Source organism: Microbacterium sp. GCM10027623 (genome assembly GCF_042666935.1).
Lineage (GTDB): Bacteria > Actinomycetota > Actinomycetes > Actinomycetales > Microbacteriaceae > Microbacterium.
In genome coordinates, this window is record NZ_JBHTHE010000001.1 from 167,663 (window position 1) to 186,643 (window position 18,981).

Genomic DNA, 18,981 nt, shown 5'->3' on the forward strand with positions numbered 1-18,981 from the left:
CTCATCCTCCGTCTGCCGTCATGGCGGGGCGTCACGCACCCCGCCATGACGACCGAACTCAACGGCCGAACGCCTCGCGCCAGCGGGACTGCTGCTCGTCGATCCATCCAGGCTCGGAGACGCGCTCGACGTCCAGCACGGTCAGGTTGGACGCATCGCCTGCAGTCCCCGGCACGCCGGGCAGCACAGTGATGTCATTCTTGGCCACGGCCGACTGGCCGTCCTGCGTCGCCAGCCAGTTGCTCACGACCTGGGCGGCGTTGGGGTGAGCCGACTCCGCAAGGATGAATGTCAGGTTCGGCGGACCCCAGCCCGGGTCTGCCAGCACCCACTCGAGGGGTGCTCCGTCCGCCTTCGCCCCCTGGACGAGAGCGTTCGAGCCCCAGAGAGCGACGTCGACCTCTCCCTGCAGCAGTGCCTCCTGGATGGGAACCGCTGTCGCGTAGAACTTGGGATCCTGCGCCATGAGGCCTTCCCAGTACCCGGGATATGTCTCTTCCAGCCATTCGTAGAGATCCGCTTGGGGGGCTGCGACGTTGTCGGCGATGCCGATCCGGCCCTTGTAGCGCGGATCGAGCAGGTCCTCGTAGTTCTTCGGCACGTCCGCTGCCGCGATCCGGTCCGTGTTGTAGCTGATGCCGAGCGCCGAGATGTTGGCGATCTGCAGCTTGTCCTTCAGCGTGTAGTCCGCCCATTCGGGAGCTGTCGCATCCGGCCCCTTGGGCTCCGCGAACCTGTCGAGGTTGTTGAGAATCCAGGCGTAGTTCGTGTTGGAGACGATATCGGGGCCCTGGCCGGCCTCGATCTCCGTGTCGAGAGCCGCATCGACCTCAGGTGGCAGAATGCGTGTGAGCTGCAGATCGATGTCCGGGTAGGCCTTCTCGAAATCGGCCTCGACAGCCTCCATGGCGGTCGGCAGCCAGGCCACGTACATCTTGACCTGCCCCTCCTCGGCGGCGGCGGCGAGGATGTCATCCCAGTCATCGGCGGAAGCGCTCTGCTGACCACCGGAGCCGCTGCAGCCGGCAAGGCTGGCCGCGACGGCGAGGGCTGCGAGGGTCGTTGCGACGCGGGTAGTTCTCTTGGGTAGCAAGGCGGGCTCCTTCACTTCGTTGTGTATGCTAACTATAGATATGAACCGCATGATTGACAACAATCAATCTCGCGCATCCCACGAAAGGTGTGTCATGGACGGCAGAGTCGCCGCAGTGACCGGGGCCGGCTCCGGAATCGGCGCCGCCGCGGCGCGCGCCTTCGTGCAGCGCGGCGCCTCAGTGGTCCTTCTCGACATCTCGCCGTCAGCGGCCGAGAACCAGGCTGACGCGCTTCGAGCCGTCGGCGGCGATGTCCGTGTGGCCGTTCTCGACGTCAGCGACCCCGGCGCCGTCACAGGCGCGTTCGACGACATCGTGAGCGAGTTCGGTCGCCTGGACTATGCATTCAACAATGCCGGGATCGTGCAGCCGCGCGCCCTGCTGCCCGACATCGCCGAAGCCGATTGGGACCGCGTCCTCGACATCAACCTGAAGAGCGTCTGGCTGTGCATGCGTGCCCAGCTGCCGGTGATGAGAGACCAGGGCGGGGGCGCCATCGTGAACGCGTCGTCCATCGGCGGTCTCGTCGGTGCGCCCGAGCTCTCCGCATACTCGGCCGCGAAGCACGGCATCATCGGTCTCACTCGAACAGCGGCCTTGGAGTTCGCACCGTACGGTGTGCGGGTCAACGCCGTCTGTCCGGGAACCATCGCGACCCCACTTTTCCAGGAGAGCACCCGCGACCGACCGGATCTGCAGGCTGCTTACGCCGCCATGCACCCGATCGGACGGATCGGCACACCGCAGGAAGTCGGAGGCGTGGTGGCCTGGCTGTGCTCGGATGAGGCCTCGTTCATCACCGGTCAGGCCCTCCCGGTGGAAGGCGGGCGGCTCGCTCAGTAGCGGGTTCCGCGCTGGTGTGGGACTGCAGGAGTCGAGCGCACAGATCCCGGAGGTGCTCCCGCACCGCTTCCTGATCTGCCCGGAGCCGCATGCCCCGGCGAACGAACATGCTGATCTCGTTGCGCCGGATGTCGAGGGCGTCAGCGAGCACGAGTTCCACGAGTTCGGCGTGCACGGGCGTGAAGTTCGACAGCAGCACGGCGTCCGAATGCACGGCCAGGTCGACGAGAACCTCGAAGCTGTCGATGCAGATCGAGGCTCTCACGGCGTGTGCGTCTGCGGGATCCTCGAGCTGCAGAGTCACGTTCTCGTTCCACTTCACGCTCGACACGCGCGTGTAGGGCAGAAGGTCTGCCAGCCGCGGGGCCTCTCGGCTCAACAGGGGATGACTGCGCCGCACGAAGATGCGGGGCGAGGTGAACCCGATCAGTTCCGACGCGACGCGCGGCGGAACGCCGTGGGCGGGGGCCACACCCAGGGCGAATGCGATGTCTCCCGCCTCGAGCTGCTCCATCAGCAGTTCCGGTGTCGCCATGCTGACCACCAGGTCGCCGATTGCGTGCAGCCCAGCGATCTCTTCTCTGTCTGCGAGGAGGAGGCCTCCGAGCAGAGGAGCCACCCCGAAGGCGATCTGGGATCTCTGGTGGGGCATTCGAGCGACGTTCAGGTCCTGCTCGATGCTCTGCGCACGCGAGAGCAGGTCGACGGCGCGAGGCAGCAGCAGTGTCCCCGTGTCCGTCAGGACCACGGCGGCGCGGCCGCGTGCCCGCTCGAAAAGCGCCCCGCCGATGTCCCGCTCCAGCGACTGGATGCTTCTGCTGAGCGCTGACTGCGACATCCGGAGCTGCTCGGCGGTGCGCGTGTAGCTGCCTGAGCGGGCCAGCTCCACGAAGTGCTCGAGCTTGTGGAGTTCGATCATGGCTTCCCCGGTCGGCACTCAGACAGCACGCATCCTCCGGACGATGGCACGCTCCACGAAGTGCCATCCGTCGCGATCGCGCGCGTACCGGTCATGGTAGTCGTTGATGATGTACGGGTCGATGCGTGCCGAGCCTGCGCGATAGATCACCAGCGTCGACCTCCCCACCGCGGTGTCGCCGTCGATGTCGATCGAGAGGTTGCCGATGGCATGCAACGTGCCAGGACGGCCGTCCTGCCGAAGCGGAATGTTGGTCTCCAGCCACCTGCGAACGGCATCCGCACCGCGCATGCCGTTCCATTCGGCGTTCGCGAACAGGTCGGCGAAGCCGGTGAAGTCGCCGTCATCGATCCGTCGCGCATAGGCCAGGTTCAGCTCCTCGATCGCGCGATGATCCTGGCAACGCGAGGGGGTGTCCGGCGCGGCGTCCGCGGAGGACGCGACCACCTGCGCGGCGTCGCCCGTCGCGTGCGGGGTCAGGAACGGCTCCCGCTGAACACTCGCCGCGCGCCACCTGCCCGCGACGCGCGTGAGATGATCGGTGCGCCGAAGGATCGTGTCGATCACGACCTCATCCCCGGCCTGGCGGAAGCAGAGCTCCCAGCTGCTCACCTCGGCCGATTCCGGCCCCACGAAACGCACCTCGGCATTGGTCCCGAAGCTCACTCTCGTTCCGTCGTGACCCGCGTCGCGAATGAGGTCCATGACGACGCCGCGTGCCGCGAGCTCATCCGAGCAGACGGTCGTGGCCACCGATGCCGCGTTCATGTCAGATCACGCGGGCGCCGAACGGGCTGCGAGCGACGAAACTCTCGGGAGCACCGGTCCAGCCTTCGGAGACGGTGTGGCGCCCTCCATCCGCCGAGGTGAAGACGAACCCTTCGTATCCGGCGTCACGCACCTGTTCGCAGATGGTGCGATACGGGCCCACGCCCCCCATGTAGGCGAGGTACGCCGACGGCTTTCCCGGAACGTTCGCACCGAAGTACTGCGTGGTGCGGTCGAGGGCCACGAGACTGTTCTCCACGACGTCGTTCACGTGGGCAGTCCACTGCTGGACGGCCAACGGGGTCGTGTGCACGGCGACCAGACCGCGTTCGCGCATGTGGCCGATCAACTCGTCGACGTACTCCACGTGCTGTTCGATGGACGTGATCATCTGCGATCGGATGGATGGGCTGCCCGGACCGGCCATCACGAACATGTTCGGGAATCCGTCGATCATGAGCCCTAAGTAGGTATGGGGACCGTCCGCCAGTGCGTCCTGGATGGTGAGACCCTCGACACCGCGCACGTCGATGCGACGCAGCGCGCCGTGTCCGGTGTCGAAGCCGATCGCGTAGATGATCACATCGAGCTCGACCTCGCCATCCTCGGTGCGGATGCCTCGCGGCGTGATCTCCAGGATCGGCTTCGTCTTCGCGTCGTGCAGGGTGACGTCGGGACGGTTGTAGATCTCGAAGTATCCGGACTCATGCAGTACACGGCGCACGCCGTACACCTTGTCACGCGAGACGAGGAGCTCGGCGACGGCGGGATCCTCGACCCGTTCGCGCACGCGATCGTTCAGATAGTTGATGAAGCGCTCGTTCGCGCTGAGACTCGTGGCCAGGTCGGTGAACCGGGTGAACACGTGCCCGCTGCCCTTCGCCATCTGCGCGCGCATCTCGCGCTCGAACTCCTCATCGGAGAGATCGTCGATCGCGACACTCGGGTTCTCCCAGATCGCCCCGATGCCGGAGCGCTTCGCCCGTTCACGGTACTCCTGGTATCCGGTCTTGAAATCCTGGACATACTCCGGCTCGAACCCCATGGGGCCGGAGGGGATGGTCAACGAGGCCGTGCGCTGGAAGACGTGCAGATGCTCGAAGGGCTCGTCCGCCAAGGCTGTCACCACCTGCAGGCCGGTCGCCCCCGTGCCGATCAGCCCCACCCGCTTGCCCGCGTAATCGACGGGATCGTGCGGCCAGCGCCCCGTCAGCAGGCTCTCCCCCTCGAAGGTGTCCGCCCCGGGGATGCGCGGGTCCAGCGGCACGGAATAGGTGCCTGTGGCCATGATCAGGAACTGGGCGGTCAGCACCTGACCATGCTCCGTCGTCACGGTCCAACGGGAGTTCTTCTCGTCGAAGACCGCCGAAGCCACGCGGGAATCGAAGGAGATCCCGTCCCGCAGCCCGAGCCGGTCCACGACGAAGTTCGCGTAGCGCTCGATCTCGGGCTGGGTGGCGTAGCGCTCACTCCACTCCCACTCCTGCTCCAGCTCGGGATCGAAACCGAAGGAGTAGAACAGCGACTGCACATCGCAGCGTGCACCGGGATAGCGGTTCCAGTACCAGGTGCCGCCGACGCCGCCGCCCGCCTCCAGGACGCGTGCGGTCAGTCCACGCTGACGGGCGGCATGCAGCGCGTAGATGCCGGCGAAGCCGGCACCTACGATGACGACGTCGAGTTCCGCAGCGAGGCGCGAGGTGGGAGTGGTGTTCACAGTGCTTCCTTACACGTGTCGAGATGTTCTGCGTGGATCGAGCGGTCAGGAGTGGGATTCCAGCAGCCGGGTCTCCAGATAGGCTTCGAGTCCCTCGACGTTTCCCTTGCGTCCGATTCCCGACTGTCTGAAGCCCCCGAAGGGCTGCCCCGTGCTGACGCCGAAGCCGTTGAGATGCACCTGCCCCAGGCGCAGCCGCGACGCGATGCGCTCGCCGCGCGCCGGGTCGGAGGTGAAGACGGAGCCGACCAGTCCGTAGTCCGAATCGTTCGCGATGCGAATGGCCTCTTCGTCATCGTGAGCCGGGATGACCACGAGCACCGGCCCGAAGATCTCCTCCCGGGCGATCCGCATCGAGTTGTCGACACCGCCGAAGATCGTCGGTTCGACGAACCAACCCTTCTCCAGACCCTCCGGTCGTCCGCCGCCTGTCGAGACCTGCGCACCCTCCTCGCGGCCGATACGGATGTACTCCTCGACGCGCTCGCGCTGCCGTTCCATCACGAGCGGACCGATCTCCGTGGCCGGGTCGAACGGGTCGCCGACCTTCATGGCGGCCGCGGCCTCGGTGAGCGCGGCGAGATACTCGTCGTGCTTGTGCGCGGGAACGATGATCCGGGTCTGCGCGGCGCACACCTGTCCGGAGTTCGCCAGGCCCGCCCGCACGACGCGAGGTGCGATCTCTCGGATGTCGATGTCGTCGCACAGGATGGCCGGCCCCTTGCCTCCGAGCTCCAGAGTGGTGCGGACCATGCGATCTGCGGCCGTCTTCATGATGTGCTTGCCGACGACGGTGCTGCCGGTGAAGGCGATCTTGTCGACCTCGGGATGCCGGATCATGTACTCGCCGATCTCGCGACCACCGGGCAGGATGGAGACGGCACCGGCGGGGAGCTTCGCTGCGTCGACCGCCTCAGCGAGGAGGAACGTCGACAGGGGCGCCTCGATCGCGGGCTTCATGACGATGGGGGCGCCGGCGGCGAGCGCCGGTGCGATCATGAACGCCATGCTCGGGACCGGAGCGTTCCACGGCGAGATCCCGAGCGCGACGCCGACGGGCAGGCGCTCGACGGTCATGGTCGTGCCGAGCCACTCACGATCCTCGCGGAACGGGAAGGATCGCGCGAGGTCGGCGTACTGCCGGAAGACGATGTCGGTGACCCTTCCGAGTCCTCCTGTGGAGGTGATCCCCACGCCTGTCTCGAGTGTGAATGCCAGGCGGATCCGCTCGGCCCGCTTGTCGAGCTCGTCAGCGAGCCGATCGATCGCGGCACCGCGCTCCTGCGGCGTGAGGCGACTCCATTCGCCGCCGTCGAGGGCTTCACGGGCGCCGGCGAACGCGAGGTCCACCTCATGCTCCGTCACGACGGGCAGTGAGCCGATGACCTCCTCCGAGAACGGAGAGGTGATCTCGATCCGTTCGGCGGATTCCGCCGTGCGCCACTCGCCGGCGATGAGGAGGCGGCTGAAGTGCAGATCCTCGACGACCGCTTGTGTGCCGTGCTCCATGACATCTCCTGTCTCGCTGCGCGCGGTCATACCCGCGCCGAGCTCTCCGCCGCGACCCGCGGCATGACTTCGGTTCCGAACTGCTCGAGCTGTCGCATCGCCTCCGCGTGCGACTGACCCACCCAGTGCGGCTTGTAGAGGAAGTGAGTCATGCCCAGGCGCTGCTCCAGATCGATGAGCCCGTCCGCGCATTCCTCGGGCGTACCGAGGATGAAATGCTCTTCGATCTCGTTGCGCAGTTCGGCGCCTGAGTCGATCGGGGTGTTCTCGCCGGACAGACCCCACTTGCGGTAGGTCTCGTACCGGGCGCGGTAGCGGTCGAGTGCGGCCTGCATCCCCTGCTCGCGGTCGGAGGCGATCAGCAGTTCGCGGCGCACGGGGAAGTCGCCGTCGGTGGACAGACCCGCTTCCTCCCTGGTGCGCAGGAAGAGCTCGCGCAGCGAGGAGAGCTGGGCGTGCGTCGGGAAGGGCGGCGTGTACCAGGCGTCGCCCTTGAGAGCCGCCCGCCGCACCGCGCCCTCGACCTGACCGCCGATCCAGACCGGGATCCCGCCCTCCTGCACAGGGAGCACGGAGGGGCGCGCTCCGCGGACGGTGGTGTACTCGCCGTCGAAGTCCACCTTATCCCCCGACCACAGCGCCTTCACCAGCTCCAGGGCCTCCTCGAACCGACGCACGCGCTCGCCCTTGCGGACCCGGAACGCGTCGAACTCGTGAGCGCTGTACCCGAGCCCCGCGCCGAAGATCGCGCGGCCGTCGGTCAACGAGTCCAGCGTCGCCATCTGCTCGGCGATATCGACGGGGTTGACCATCGACAGCAGGATGATGCCGGTCGCGACCCGCATCGACGGTGCGACCTGCGCCATGTGGGTCAGCCACGGGATGGGCTGGAAGTAGCGCAGTTCGCTGCCGAGGAAGTGCTGCCCGGCGACCATGAGCTCGAATCCGAGCTCCTCGGCCGCCGTCACCAGCTCCTCATGCTCGCGGCGCTGCTGCGCCGCCGGCACCGACGCGTCGTGGATGGCGGTGAGAAGGATTCCGTACTTCATGGCGTCTCCTGGAGTGCTTCGATGACGGTGGCGTTGGCGACGCCGCCCCCTTCGCACATGGTCTGCAGCCCGTACCGTCCGCCGGTACGGCGCAGGTGATGGATCATGGTGGTCATCAGTCGCGCACCGGTCGCGCCCAAAGGGTGCCCGAGCGCGATGGCACCGCCCAAGGGGTTCGTCTTCGCGGGATCGGCCCCGGTCTCGGCCAGCCAGGCGAGGACGACGGGAGCGAATGCCTCATTGACCTCGAAGGCGTCGATGTCGTCGACGGTCAATCCGGCGCGTTGCAGGACCTTCGCGGTCGCGGGGATGGGGCCGGTGAGCATCCGGACAGGATCGGATCCCACGACGGCTGTGGTGTGCACCCGTGCGATCGGTCGTAGTCCGTGCTCTCGCACCGCGCGCTCCGAGGCGATCAGCAGCGCAGCGGCTCCATCGGACACCTGGCTGGACACGGCGGCCGTCAGGCGGCTGCCCTCGACGAGCGGCGCCAGTGCGGCCATCTTCGCCCGAGTCGTGTCGCGCCGCACTCCCTCGTCGGTGGAGACGCCTCCGTACGGCGCGATCTCCTGCTCGAACAGTCCCTGATCGATGGCGGCAGCCGCCCGCTGGTGACTCTGCAGGGCCCAGTGCTCCATCGCCTCCCGGGTGATCGACCACTCCTCGGCGATCAGTCCGGCACCGCGGAACTGACTGATCTCCTGCTCGCCGTATCGGTCGACCCAGGACTGCGATTCACGCGGCAGCCCCATTCCGGCCTCGGCACCGACGAAGGCGCTCGCCGCGATCGGGATCAGGCTCATGACCTCGACGCCACCGGCGACGACCAGGTCCATATCGCCTGAGCGCACCGCCTGGGCCGCGAAGTGCACAGCCTGCTGGGAACTGCCGCACTGGCGGTCCACCGTCACGGCCGGGACCGACTCGGGGAGCCCGGCGCCGAGCGCGATCGTGCGGGCGACGTTGGTCGACTGCGCCCCGATCTGATCGACCACACCGAAGATCACATCATCGATCGCGGTGGGGTCGACTCCCGTACGGGCGACCAGCTCGCGCACGATGTGCGCCCCGAGATCGACCGGGTGCACCTGTGACAGGCCGCCGCCGCGCCGTCCGACGGGCGTGCGAACGGCTTCGACGATGTAGGCGTCGGCCATGTCAGCTCTCCTCTTCGGCCCAGCGCGGCCTGCGCTTGCTGAGGAACGCGTCCGCGCCCTCGGTGAGGTCCTCACCGAGGTGGAAGGGCATGACGAAGAACTGTGCGGCGTCCAGCGCTTGATCGGCGGACATCTCGGAGAGGATGCCGAAGGCTCGGCGCCCGAGACGGATCGCGTCCGGGCTGGCCTTGCGGAACTTGGCCGCGTACCGCGCGACGCCCTCCATCATCTCGTCGTGCGTCGGGTAGAGCTTGTTCACGAAGCCGAGACGGTAGCCCTCCTCCGCATCGATCGGATCGCCGGAGAACATCATCTCCAGGAGTATCTTGCGCGGCAGGGCCCGACTGAGCTGCGCGACGATGATCATCGGGAAGATCCCGATCTTGACCTCGGGCATCGCGAACGACGCCTCGGGGACGGCGAGGATGACGTCGCACATACCCGCCAGGCCCATCCCGCCGGCGAACGCCGGACCGTTGACCGCCGCGATCACCGGCTTCGGCGCCGAGAGCATCAGCCGATTGAGCTCCACGATGCGCCCCGGCCAGTCGAACGCCTCGGCAGTGGGCATGGTCGAGAACCGGCCCATCTGGCGCAGGTCGCCGCCCGCGCAGAAGTTGCTGCCTGCTCCCGTGACGGCCAGACTCCGAACCTTGGGGTCCGCGAACAGGTCCTGGAACGCGTCCAGCATCTCGGCCGTGGTCACCCGGTCGAGCGGGTTGCGGGCCTCGGGCTGGTTCAGGGTGATCGTGCCCAGCCCGTCCGTCACGTCCACCAGGATGTTCTGGTAACCGGAGTCCGTCATGGCTGCTGCCCTTTCCGGTTCAGGCGGCCGAAGCCGCATCCTCGATGATGGCCAGGGGCCGGTCGCCGCTGAGGTCGAGCTCCATGCGAAGCAGCCACGCGTACATGACCTTGCCGAGGGCGTCGGTGCGCAGCGACATGGTGCCGCCGCCGTCGAGCCCGCCTTCGAGGACGAAGTTGAGGCACCAGATGTTCGCCATCTCGTAGCGCTTGACCTCGCCGGTCACCAGCGCACCGAAGCGCGCCTTGACGACCTCGGGCGTGAGCACCTCGCGCAGGGTCTCGAACGCCTCAGCGCTGCGTGCGACCAGCCCGACATTGCAGACGTCGCCTTTGTCACCCGAACGGCCATGGGCAAGATCCCACACTCGCATGGTCATCAGAGCACCACCTTCTCTGCGGCGGGAAGCATCTCCACCCGCTGCTTCACCTTGTCGCGGTCGATCAGAGCCGGCCAGATGGCGAACAGCTCGGTGATGGGGAGCCGGGTCCCCAGTCCGCCCATACCCGCGGGCCCGTTGTTGCACACCGGGACGAGCTCGGCGAAGATCTTTCGCGCCTCAGTGCGGTCGGGCACGCGCGCGGCATAGCGCACCGTGACCTCCAGCGCCTCGGGGTCGCTGGGCGGGGGGATCAGCGGCGCCCAGATCGAGTTGGCACCGATGTACTCGACGCGCTTGTCGAAGCTGCGGAAGTCCACGCGGTCGAGCCGCTCCTCGAGCAGTTCTACCGCACGCTCCGCCTTGGCGACCGCATCCGGCCAGGTGTAGGTGAACTGCGCGCTGCCGATGAAGCCGTTCCGGTAGCCCATATTGACCTTGAGCGTCCGGGGTGCGGGCTTGCCGGTCACGCCGGCCACGCGCACCCGGTCGGGGCCGAGCTGTTCGAGCGTGATGCCGGTGAAATCCGCCGTCACGTCGGCCGTGAGGTAGTTGGCCGTGTCGAGGACCTCGTAGACCATCTGCTCGCTGACCGAGGCGACGGTGACGTCACCTCCCGAGCCCGGGGTCTTCGAGATGATCGCCGTGCCGTCCTCGTACACCTCTGCCGTGGGATAGCCCATGTCGACCATGCCGGGGATGTCCTGCCAGCCCTTGCTGAACAGACCGCCCGTGGACTGGGCGCCGCACTCGACGATGTGCGCGGCGGCAGTGGCTCCTGCCAGCGCGTCCCAGTCATCCCACGCCCAGCCGAACTCGTGGATGAGAGGCCCGAGGTACAGCGCGATGTCGGTGACCCGCCCGCAGATGACGATGTCGGCGCCCGCACCGAGGGCCTCGACGATGCCCTCGGACCCGGTGTAGACGTTGGCCTGCGTGAGGGCATCGCGGACGGTGCTCAGCGGCTCGCCGGTGTCGATGTTCTCGAAGCTGACGCCGTCCGCCATGAGCACGTCGATGTCATCACGGATGTCGTCTCCGAGCACCACGGCGATCTTCGTGTCGGCGAGCCCCAGCTCCGCGCACACCTTCGCGATGGCCGCAGCCGCCGCGCGGGGGTTGGCTCCTCCGGCATTGCTGACGATCCGGATCCCGCGGCGACGAGCCGTGGGAAGGACCGCGCGCACGAGCTCCAGGATGTCGGGGGTGTATCCCTGCTCGGGGTCTCGCTCCATCCGCTTGCTCAGGATCGCCATCGTCAGTTCTGCGAGGTGGTCGCAGCACAGATATTGGATGTCGGCGCGCTCGACCATGTCGATCGCGGGGCGGATGCTGTCGCCCCAGAACGCCATTCCTGCACCGAGTTTCACTGTCTTCATTGAACGGGACCTCCGTGATTCCATGCTTATTATACGTATGAATTAGGCGCTGGGCAACGCGTCGGCATCGGCCGGCTTCTTGAGCATCAGCCCGACCCGACGGACGGTCAGGACCAGCTCCCCGTCCTGGTTGTATCCGCGGTGCTCGAATCCGACCAGGCCGCAGTTCGGGCGCGACTTCGACTCGCGCATGCTCAGGATCTCCGTCTCCACGCGGATCGTGTCACCGTGTCTGACGATGCGATGGAAGGTCACGTTGTCGAAGCCGAGAACCCCCAGCGTCGTGCCGAGCACGGTCTCGGGAACGGTGACGCCCACCACGAGACCGAGGGTGAAGACACCGTTGACGACGCGCGTGCCGTGCTCGGTGGTCCTGGCGAACTCCTCGTCGATGTGAAGCGGCTGGATGTTCATGGTCATCGAGGTGAACAGCACGTTGTCCATCTCGGTGACGGTCCTCGTCGCGGCATGCCGGATGACTTCGCCGACCTCGAACTCCTCGTAGTATTTCCCGCGCATCATCGCTCCGTTTCGTCGGGGTCCTCAGCCACCCAGGCGGGTAGCCGTCCTTCAAAGAATGCCGTCCTGCCCTCGTCGGCCTCCGGGTGATCGGCGACCATCCGCTTGGCCCGGCCGGTGACCCACCACCCGAGGTGGTCATCCTGACCGGTGAACCCGCGCAGGGCCGTGAGAGTCTCCGCGGTGGCGTGCGGGCCTCCGTGCACCACCGCCTTCGCCAGTTCAAGCGCTCCGGCGGTCAGTCCCGCCGAGGGGAGCACTCGATTGACCAGCCCCAGCGCGAAGGCACGATGCGCATCCAGACGCAGCCCCGTGAGCAGCATCTCAGCGGCGATGTGCTGCGGCAGCGCTCGACCAGCGCGGAACAGCCCGCCGCCGGTCGCGACCAGGCCACGGCGGGTCTCAGGCAGACCGAACTGCGCGCGGTCGCTGGCGACGACCATGTCACATGCCAGCACGATCTCGAAACCGCCTCCCAGCGCGGCACCGTCGACGACGGCGATCAGCGGTTTGGTGCGCTCCCGCCTGAGCAACCCGTACTCGCCCCCGCGCGCAGTGCGCTTGTCCCGTCGGTCGCTCATGTCGGTGCCCGCGCAGAAGACGGATCCGGATGCCGTGAGCAGACCGACCCTCAGGTCATCGCCGGCCTCGAGCTCTTCGATCGCCGCGTCCAGGGCCACGGCCATGTCGAGATCGATCGCGTTGCGCTTCTGCGGACGGTCGAGCTGGATGATCAGCACGGATCCGACGCGCTCCGTGCGGACGGTCATGACGTCTCCATTCGATAGACCTCGCGCGCCGTTCCGCCGAGGACCCGCTGTCGCTCCGCGGGTGAGAATCCCGAGAACAGAGATGTGTAGAGGTCCCAGGTGTCGTGAAACGAGGCGGCGAGAGTGCACACCGGCCAGTCGGATCCCAGCATCAGGCGGTGCGTTCCGAAGTTCTCCGCCACTGCCTCGATCGCATCCGTCATGCGGTGCGCGACGGGAGAGCGCTGCACGAGCCCTGAGACCTTCACGAACACGTTCGAGCAGCGGGACGCCGCGGCCATGCCTTCCGACCACGCATCCCATTCCTCCCGACCGTCTCCTGCGGCCACCGGTGGCTTCGCCAGGTGATCCAGCACGATGCGCAGGTTCGGATGGCGCCGCGCGAGCGTCGTCACCCCTGAGAGCTCGTCGGATCGCACCAACAGGTCCAACGCGAGGTCACGGGATGCCAGCACCTCAGCGCCGTGGGCGAGCTTCTCGCTGCCTGCCCAGCTCGCCTCCGCATCGACGGGCCCCCACCGGACGCCGGCGAGGGTGTCGCCTCCCGGGGCGTCGCCGAGTTCGTCCAGAAGCGCTCCGAGTGACGCATCGGCCAGCCCGGCCGTCGGCAGTCCGATGACCGTCGCCGTCACCATGCTGCTGGCATCAGCGAGCCCGAGCAGCGCCCGCGCCCCCTGCTCAGCGCATGCCGGGGCTCCGCCCTCGACGAGGACCGACGCCTGCACGCCCACGGCGGAGGCCTCGATCGCGTGGTCCTGCAGCCGGGCCGGGCGACGAAGAGCCGCGTACGCCCCCACCATCCACGTCAGGGGGGCCGAGCCGTCCCAGGCGTGGTGGTGGGCGTCGACGATCATTCTGCGCTGACGGCCCGTCGTGCCCGCTGCGTCGCGGCTGCGTGACGGTCCATCTTCTTCCACCCGAGCGCATCATCGGCGATGAGGATCCGCTGGATGTTCGCAGAGCCCTCACCGGTCTGCCACAGCTTCGCGTAGTTGAGATAGATGCTGATCGGCAGTTCGTCGCTGAAGGCGAACCCGCCGAAGATCTCCGCCGCCGCCTGGGCCGCACGGTTGGCGACCTCCGCCGTGAAGTACTTGGCGATCGAGCTCTCGCGCGTGGAGGGCATCCCCATGTCGTTGCGTACCGCTGCCGCCCAGAGCAGCGTCTTGGAGGCTTCGAGTTCAGCGGCGGTCTCGGCGATCAGCTTCTTGATCATCTGGAAGTTGCCGATCTTCTCACCGAACGCCTCGCGCTGGTTCGCATACTCGACGGAGGCATCCAGGCACGCGCGGGTGAGGCCGACCTGTCGCGCGGCGACGCTGAGCCTGCCGAAGTCCATGGCATTCATGGCCACCGTGAAGCCCTGGCCCTCCTCGCCGAGCATGTAGCGCTTGTTGATGCGCACATCCGAGAAGGTGATGCCGTTGGTCGGCATGAGCTTGCCCAGCACCCGGCAGGGGACGCGCGTCACCTCGAAGCCGGGCGTGTCGGTGGGGACGATGAACGCGGACACCCCCTTGTGTTTGGCATCCGGATCGGTCTTCGCGTACACGATCGCCACGTCGGCGACGTTCGCATTCGTGATCCACATCTTCGCCCCGTTGATCACGTAGTCGTCACCGTCGCGCACGGCACGCGTGCGCATGGCGCCGAGCAGGTCCGACCCGCCATCCGGCTCGGTCATGGCATTGCATCCGAGGGTCTCACCGGCGATGAGACCGGGAACATACTCATCCGCGAGGGCCTTGTCACCCCAGTTGGCGATGGTGAGGGGCACTGTCGCGGCCTGAAGGTTCATCGCTGCCGAGAGCGGCGGGTAGACCCAGGCCAGCTCCTCGGCGACGGCGACGAGTGCACGGTAGCCGCCACCCAGTCCGCCGAACTCCTCGGGGAACGCCGCCGCGAACAGACCGAGTTCACCCATCTGGCGATAGATCTCCCGAGGGAACTCGCCGGCATCCTCGAGGGTGCGGAAGTTCGGGCGGATCTCCTTCGTCCCCCAATCGCGGATCAGCTTGCGCAGGGCGAGGATGTCCTCGCCCTCTTCCCAGAGGGAGTCACTCATGACGTGGGCCTTTCTGTACGGGCATCTTGCGGAAGTCCCAGCTCGTGATCTTGCGCGGTTCGACACGGAGCCAGGCATGTCGACCGTCGTGGGGGATCGGCGTCGTCGGATCCCGGTACTTGCGATGGAAGGCGAGCTCGGGTTCGAGGAGCTCCGGGTCCGGTTCGCCGGTGCGTGGCGCCTCGCCGACGACGCGGGCGTCGCCCTTGATCTCCACTCCCCGCAGCTCGGAGTAGTCGTCGCCGGCATCGACGACGATCGCGACTCGCGGATCCTTCATCAGGTCGGCCCAGCGCTGACTGTTCACGACGGAGTTGAGCCAGATGGCTGAGCCGTCCCAGTGGAACCAGAGCGGCGCGACATGCGGGCCGTCCTGGCTGACTGTCGCGACACGACAGGTGCGCTGTTCGGCCAGGAACCGATCGAGCTCGTCCCGGCTCATCGCGATGCGCCTGCCTCGCCGCTGGCGGGCCACTGCGTCCGCACTCATTTCGCCTCCTTGCATGCTTATCATACGCAGGAATAAGGCGAATCTTCAACCCCGCTCGATCTTCGACGCACGCCGGAAGATCGTGAGCATCGCCGCGACGAGGACCGCCACCGTCGTGCCGGTGAGGAAGGCCAGCTGAATCCCCTCGTCGGACGGGTAGCCGCCTCTCGAGAGCGTCGCCGCGAAGAGAGACCCGGCCACCGCACTGCCGATCGTGCCGCCGATCGTCCGCAGCACCTGGTTGAAGCTGACCGCGCTGCCCACCTCGCTGAGAGCCACGTCGCGCGCGACGATCACCGGCGCGACTCCGAAGACCACGCCCATCCCGGTGCCGACCACGAGCATGCCGACGAGGAGCTGCCAGATCGCCGCGTGCAGCAGCAGCAGGAGCACCTGCCCCGCCGCGATGAGCACCGCCCCGCAGATGAGCAGGTCGATCAGGCGCAGTCGAGCCATCGACATACGCAGCAGCCGACTGGCGACGAAGCTGCCGAGGGACAGCGGCATGATCACGAAGCCCGCCCAGAGCGCCGGCAGGGCGATGCCATAGCCGGTGGTCACCGGCGCCTGAGCCACCAGGCTCGACGTCGACATCGCCAGATAGATGGTGGCGGCCAGCCCGAAACCGCCCGCGTGGGTGATCATCACTCTCGGTGCCCGGATGCTGGTCACCGAGACGAACGGCACCGCCGCCCGCCCGGAAGTCGCCAGCCACAGCAGTCCGGAGGCCAGACTCCCCGCCAGGATCACGATCGTCACCGGAGAGGTCCACCCGAACACGGGGCCCTCGCTCACACCGACGACGACACCGCCGAGGGTCAACGACAGCAGCACGGCCCCGAGATAGTCGAACGGCGGGCTCGTCATCCGATGCGATTCCGGGGGAGGCACGACGAGCGCGACGACGACGAGCGCCGAGACCATGAAGACCGCAGCCATCCAGAACGCCGCCTGCAGTCCCATCAGTCCGACGGCGAGACCGGCGAGCGGGTAACCGATCCCCAAGCCCATGGACACCGTGATCGACAGTGTCGCGATGGCGATCGCCCGGCGTTCCCGAGGGCTGCGCTCCCGTGCGATGGCGATCGCGATCGGGACGATGCCGTACGCGACGCCCTGGATCGTCCGGCCGATCAGGAGCACGACGAAATCCGAGCTCAGGGCCGCGATCACCGACCCTGCCAGCGCCGCCGACAGCACGACCAGAAGCAGGCGCTTCTTATGCGGCCCGTCGGCGAGACGGCCCGCTGTCGGCGCCGTCAGGGCGCCCACGAGGAGGTTCCCGGTGATGATCCACTGCGCCGCGCTCGTCGGCACGGACATGGTCTCCGCCACGACCGGCACAAGAAGCATGCCGAGCGAACTGACCACGGCGGTCGCAAGAGCCGCATACACGAGCGCCAGGAAGAGCGGATCCCGGCCGCGTGCCGTCACTGACCGCTCGCGAGGACGCTGCGTCCGAGAAAGCCGACCGGTTCGGGATCGCCGAGGGGGCGGCTGCTCTCGATCGCCGCCGCGATCTCGCGTGAGCGTACGGCGATCGTCTCCTCGTACTCCGGGTGGGTGAAGACGTGGAAGCGGCCGTCCACGATCGCTTCCACGGCGGCATCGGCCACCAGACGCGGGTCCAGTCCCGGTGCGGGCTGGACGGAAGTCGCCCCTGGATGCGCAGGGTGCAGCGGCACCCCGTGATTCTCGCGAAGAGCACGCGAGTTGGCGTGGATGCCGGTATCGACGAGGCCGGGATACAGGACGACGACGCCGACGTCGGTGTCGACCAGTTCTGCGCGCAGGGTCTCGCTGATCCCCATCACGGCGTACTTGCTGGCCACGTAGTCGGCCGCCCCCGCCAAGGGGAAATGCGACAGGATCGATGCCGTGTTCATAACCACGCCGGGCAGCCCGTCGGCCAGCATGGCCGGAACGACCGCGCGGATGCCGTTGAGCACGCCTCCGACGTTCACCCCGAAGGTGAAATCGAACTCCTGCGCGCTCACCTCGTGCACACGGCGTCGCGACGTCCCCACTCCCGCGTTGTTGCACAGCACGTCGATGCGACCGAACGTCTCGTTCGCGAAACACACGGCTGCTCGCCAGCCGTCCGCGTCGCGGACGTCGAAGGCGATGGGCGCCGCCTCTCCCCCGGTCGCCGAGATCTCGGCGGCGAGCTTTTCGACCGCCGGACGGTCCACATCTGCAAGCACCACCCGGACGCCGACTGCGGCGAGCGCCCGCGCCAGTGCCGCGCCGATCCCCGATGCGGCGCCGGTGACGAACGCGTTGCGACCGGCGAGGTCACGGGCCGAGGTGGCGAAGCGCGTCATGGTGTGCTCCCCTTCATGGCCGCATGCCTCCTCGAGACCCGAGCACTAGACCGGCAGACCGCCGACCGACACGCGCTCGCGCGGCTCGGCGCCGATCGAACCGCCGTCGGGCTCGTACCAACGGCTCCGCGCGGCCGGCACCTCGAGCGTGACCCGGTCGCCCTTCGAGATGCTCAGTGCCGTCTCCGATGGCACGATGACGGCGAGCCTGTTGTCGCCGACCGACACGGTGATCTCGAAACCGTGACCGGTGTAGACACGGTCCCGGACGAGTGCGCGGACGCGAACACCGGCCACCGGATCCCCGTCGGAGACCACGCGGACATCCGCAGACCGGAATCGGAGCCTCGCGACGTCCGCGTCGCGCGCCAGCGACAGATCGGAGTGCGTGATCTCCGGATCCGCGTCCACTCGCCAGCCGTCCGCACTTCGCGAGAAGTCGACATAGTTGGTCATGCCGACGAAGTTCGCGGTGTAGTCGGTGGCCGGCCGCTCGTACACCTCTGCCGCCGTGCCGATCTGATCGATGTTGCCGGCGCGCATGACCGCCAGGCGATCGCCGAGGGCGAAGGCTTCGGCCTGATCGTGAGTGACGTAGACGCTCGTGAACTGAAGCGACTGGTGCAGCTCATGCAGGTCGCTGCGAACGCGGGTGCGCAGAAGAGCGTCCAGGTTGGAGAGCGGCTCGTCGAAGAGCACGAGATCGGGGCGCGAGACGATGCCACGGGCAAGCGCCACGCGCTGCTGCTGACCTCCCGAGAGCTGACCCGGGTAGCGTCCGAGAAGCGCCGAGCAGTCCACCAGCTCGGCGGCCTTGCCCACCCAGTCCTCCTCCTTGAGGGCCTTCTTCATGCCGCGCACCTGGAGCGGGTAGGCGATGTTCTGGCGCACGGTCTTGTGCGGCCAGAGTGCGTAGGACTGGAAGACCATGCCGACGTTGCGGCGCTCCGGTGGGACGTTCACGCGCGTCTTCGAGTCGAAGACGACATGGTCGCCGAACGAGAGCCTGCCCTCATCGGCGGTCTCGAGCCCTGCCAGGCAGCGCAGGGTGGTCGTCTTCCCGCACCCGCTCGGTCCGAGCAGCACGAGCATCTCGCCGGGTTCGATGTCGATGTCGACGCCGTTGATCGCAGTGAAGGCGCCCTCACCGTGACCGAACGTCTTCCGCAGGCCTTCAACCTTGTACCTAGCCAT

At 67.5% G+C, this 18,981-nt stretch carries 19 protein-coding genes; 1 reads left to right on the plus strand and 18 read right to left on the minus strand.

The features are described from left to right. Positions 1–58: 58 nt before the first annotated feature. On the minus strand, positions 59–1,093 hold the full coding sequence (locus tag ACFQY2_RS00720) for an ABC transporter substrate-binding protein (RefSeq protein WP_378743675.1): 1,035 nt from the start codon (positions 1,091–1,093) through the stop codon (positions 59–61). 94 nt (positions 1,094–1,187) lie between these two features. On the opposite strand from ACFQY2_RS00720, the gene ACFQY2_RS00725 reads away from it, so the two are divergent. Then, positions 1,188–1,937, plus strand: a complete 750-nt coding sequence (locus ACFQY2_RS00725; protein ID WP_378743676.1) for an SDR family NAD(P)-dependent oxidoreductase — start codon at positions 1,188–1,190, stop codon at positions 1,935–1,937. On the opposite strand, the gene ACFQY2_RS00730 is transcribed toward ACFQY2_RS00725, so the two are convergent. The 17 genes from ACFQY2_RS00730 to ACFQY2_RS00810 are packed head-to-tail and all read right to left on the minus strand — an operon-like array spanning position 1,891 to position 18,981. Continuing rightward, entirely contained in the window at positions 1,891–2,856 is a 966-nt protein-coding gene (locus ACFQY2_RS00730) for a LysR family transcriptional regulator (RefSeq protein WP_378743677.1), read from the minus strand. The two genes, ACFQY2_RS00725 and ACFQY2_RS00730, sit on opposite strands and share 47 nt — an antisense overlap. Before the next feature lie 18 nt (positions 2,857–2,874). Then, complete coding sequence (locus tag ACFQY2_RS00735; protein WP_378743678.1) at positions 2,875–3,624, minus strand: nuclear transport factor 2 family protein; 750 nt, start codon at positions 3,622–3,624, stop codon at positions 2,875–2,877. A gap of 1 nt (position 3,625) precedes the next feature. After that, a complete protein-coding gene (locus ACFQY2_RS00740; protein ID WP_378743679.1) occupies positions 3,626–5,341 on the minus strand; it encodes a flavin-containing monooxygenase in 1,716 nt (571 codons plus the stop codon). 45 nt (positions 5,342–5,386) lie between these two features. After that, positions 5,387–6,850 (minus strand): aldehyde dehydrogenase, encoded by a 1,464-nt coding sequence (locus tag ACFQY2_RS00745; RefSeq protein WP_378743680.1) that lies wholly within the window; start codon positions 6,848–6,850, stop codon positions 5,387–5,389. Between the two features lie 26 nt (positions 6,851–6,876). Further along, on the minus strand, positions 6,877–7,899 hold the full coding sequence (locus ACFQY2_RS00750; RefSeq protein WP_378743681.1) for an LLM class flavin-dependent oxidoreductase: 1,023 nt from the start codon (positions 7,897–7,899) through the stop codon (positions 6,877–6,879). Beyond that, a complete protein-coding gene (locus tag ACFQY2_RS00755) occupies positions 7,896–9,056 on the minus strand; it encodes an acetyl-CoA C-acetyltransferase (protein ID WP_378743682.1) in 1,161 nt (386 codons plus the stop codon). The genes ACFQY2_RS00750 and ACFQY2_RS00755 overlap by 4 nt, the downstream gene beginning before the upstream one ends. 1 nt (position 9,057) lies before the next feature. Further along, on the minus strand, positions 9,058–9,861 hold the full coding sequence (locus tag ACFQY2_RS00760; RefSeq protein WP_378743683.1) for an enoyl-CoA hydratase/isomerase family protein: 804 nt from the start codon (positions 9,859–9,861) through the stop codon (positions 9,058–9,060). Positions 9,862–9,880: 19 nt separating this feature from the next. Further along, positions 9,881–10,240, minus strand: a complete 360-nt coding sequence (locus ACFQY2_RS00765) for a hypothetical protein (RefSeq protein WP_378743684.1) — start codon at positions 10,238–10,240, stop codon at positions 9,881–9,883. Next, on the minus strand, positions 10,240–11,619 hold the full coding sequence (locus ACFQY2_RS00770) for an acyclic terpene utilization AtuA family protein (RefSeq protein ID WP_378743685.1): 1,380 nt from the start codon (positions 11,617–11,619) through the stop codon (positions 10,240–10,242). The genes ACFQY2_RS00765 and ACFQY2_RS00770 overlap by 1 nt, the downstream gene beginning before the upstream one ends. Positions 11,620–11,661: 42 nt before the next feature. Continuing rightward, positions 11,662–12,141 (minus strand): MaoC family dehydratase, encoded by a 480-nt coding sequence (locus ACFQY2_RS00775; protein WP_378743686.1) that lies wholly within the window; start codon positions 12,139–12,141, stop codon positions 11,662–11,664. After that, on the minus strand, positions 12,138–12,908 hold the full coding sequence (locus ACFQY2_RS00780; protein ID WP_378743687.1) for an enoyl-CoA hydratase-related protein: 771 nt from the start codon (positions 12,906–12,908) through the stop codon (positions 12,138–12,140). Before ACFQY2_RS00780 ends, ACFQY2_RS00775 begins: the two co-directional genes overlap by 4 nt. Next, a complete protein-coding gene (locus ACFQY2_RS00785) occupies positions 12,905–13,762 on the minus strand; it encodes an amidohydrolase family protein (RefSeq protein ID WP_378743688.1) in 858 nt (285 codons plus the stop codon). Before ACFQY2_RS00785 ends, ACFQY2_RS00780 begins: the two co-directional genes overlap by 4 nt. Then, positions 13,759–14,973: an acyl-CoA dehydrogenase family protein gene (locus tag ACFQY2_RS00790; RefSeq protein ID WP_378743689.1), complete on the minus strand. Its 1,215-nt coding sequence runs from the start codon at positions 14,971–14,973 to the stop codon at positions 13,759–13,761. The genes ACFQY2_RS00785 and ACFQY2_RS00790 overlap by 4 nt, the downstream gene beginning before the upstream one ends. Continuing rightward, complete coding sequence (locus ACFQY2_RS00795; RefSeq protein ID WP_378743690.1) at positions 14,966–15,463, minus strand: pyridoxamine 5'-phosphate oxidase family protein; 498 nt, start codon at positions 15,461–15,463, stop codon at positions 14,966–14,968. The genes ACFQY2_RS00790 and ACFQY2_RS00795 overlap by 8 nt, the downstream gene beginning before the upstream one ends. Before the next feature lie 45 nt (positions 15,464–15,508). Continuing rightward, complete coding sequence (locus ACFQY2_RS00800) at positions 15,509–16,897, minus strand: MFS transporter (RefSeq protein ID WP_378743691.1); 1,389 nt, start codon at positions 16,895–16,897, stop codon at positions 15,509–15,511. Then, positions 16,894–17,787 carry an SDR family NAD(P)-dependent oxidoreductase gene (locus tag ACFQY2_RS00805; protein WP_378743693.1) on the minus strand — a complete coding sequence of 298 codons (894 nt, stop codon included), beginning with the start codon at positions 17,785–17,787 and terminating at the stop codon, positions 16,894–16,896. The genes ACFQY2_RS00800 and ACFQY2_RS00805 overlap by 4 nt, the downstream gene beginning before the upstream one ends. Before the next feature lie 45 nt (positions 17,788–17,832). After that, positions 17,833–18,981 (minus strand): ABC transporter ATP-binding protein, encoded by a 1,149-nt coding sequence (locus ACFQY2_RS00810; RefSeq protein WP_378743694.1) that lies wholly within the window; start codon positions 18,979–18,981, stop codon positions 17,833–17,835.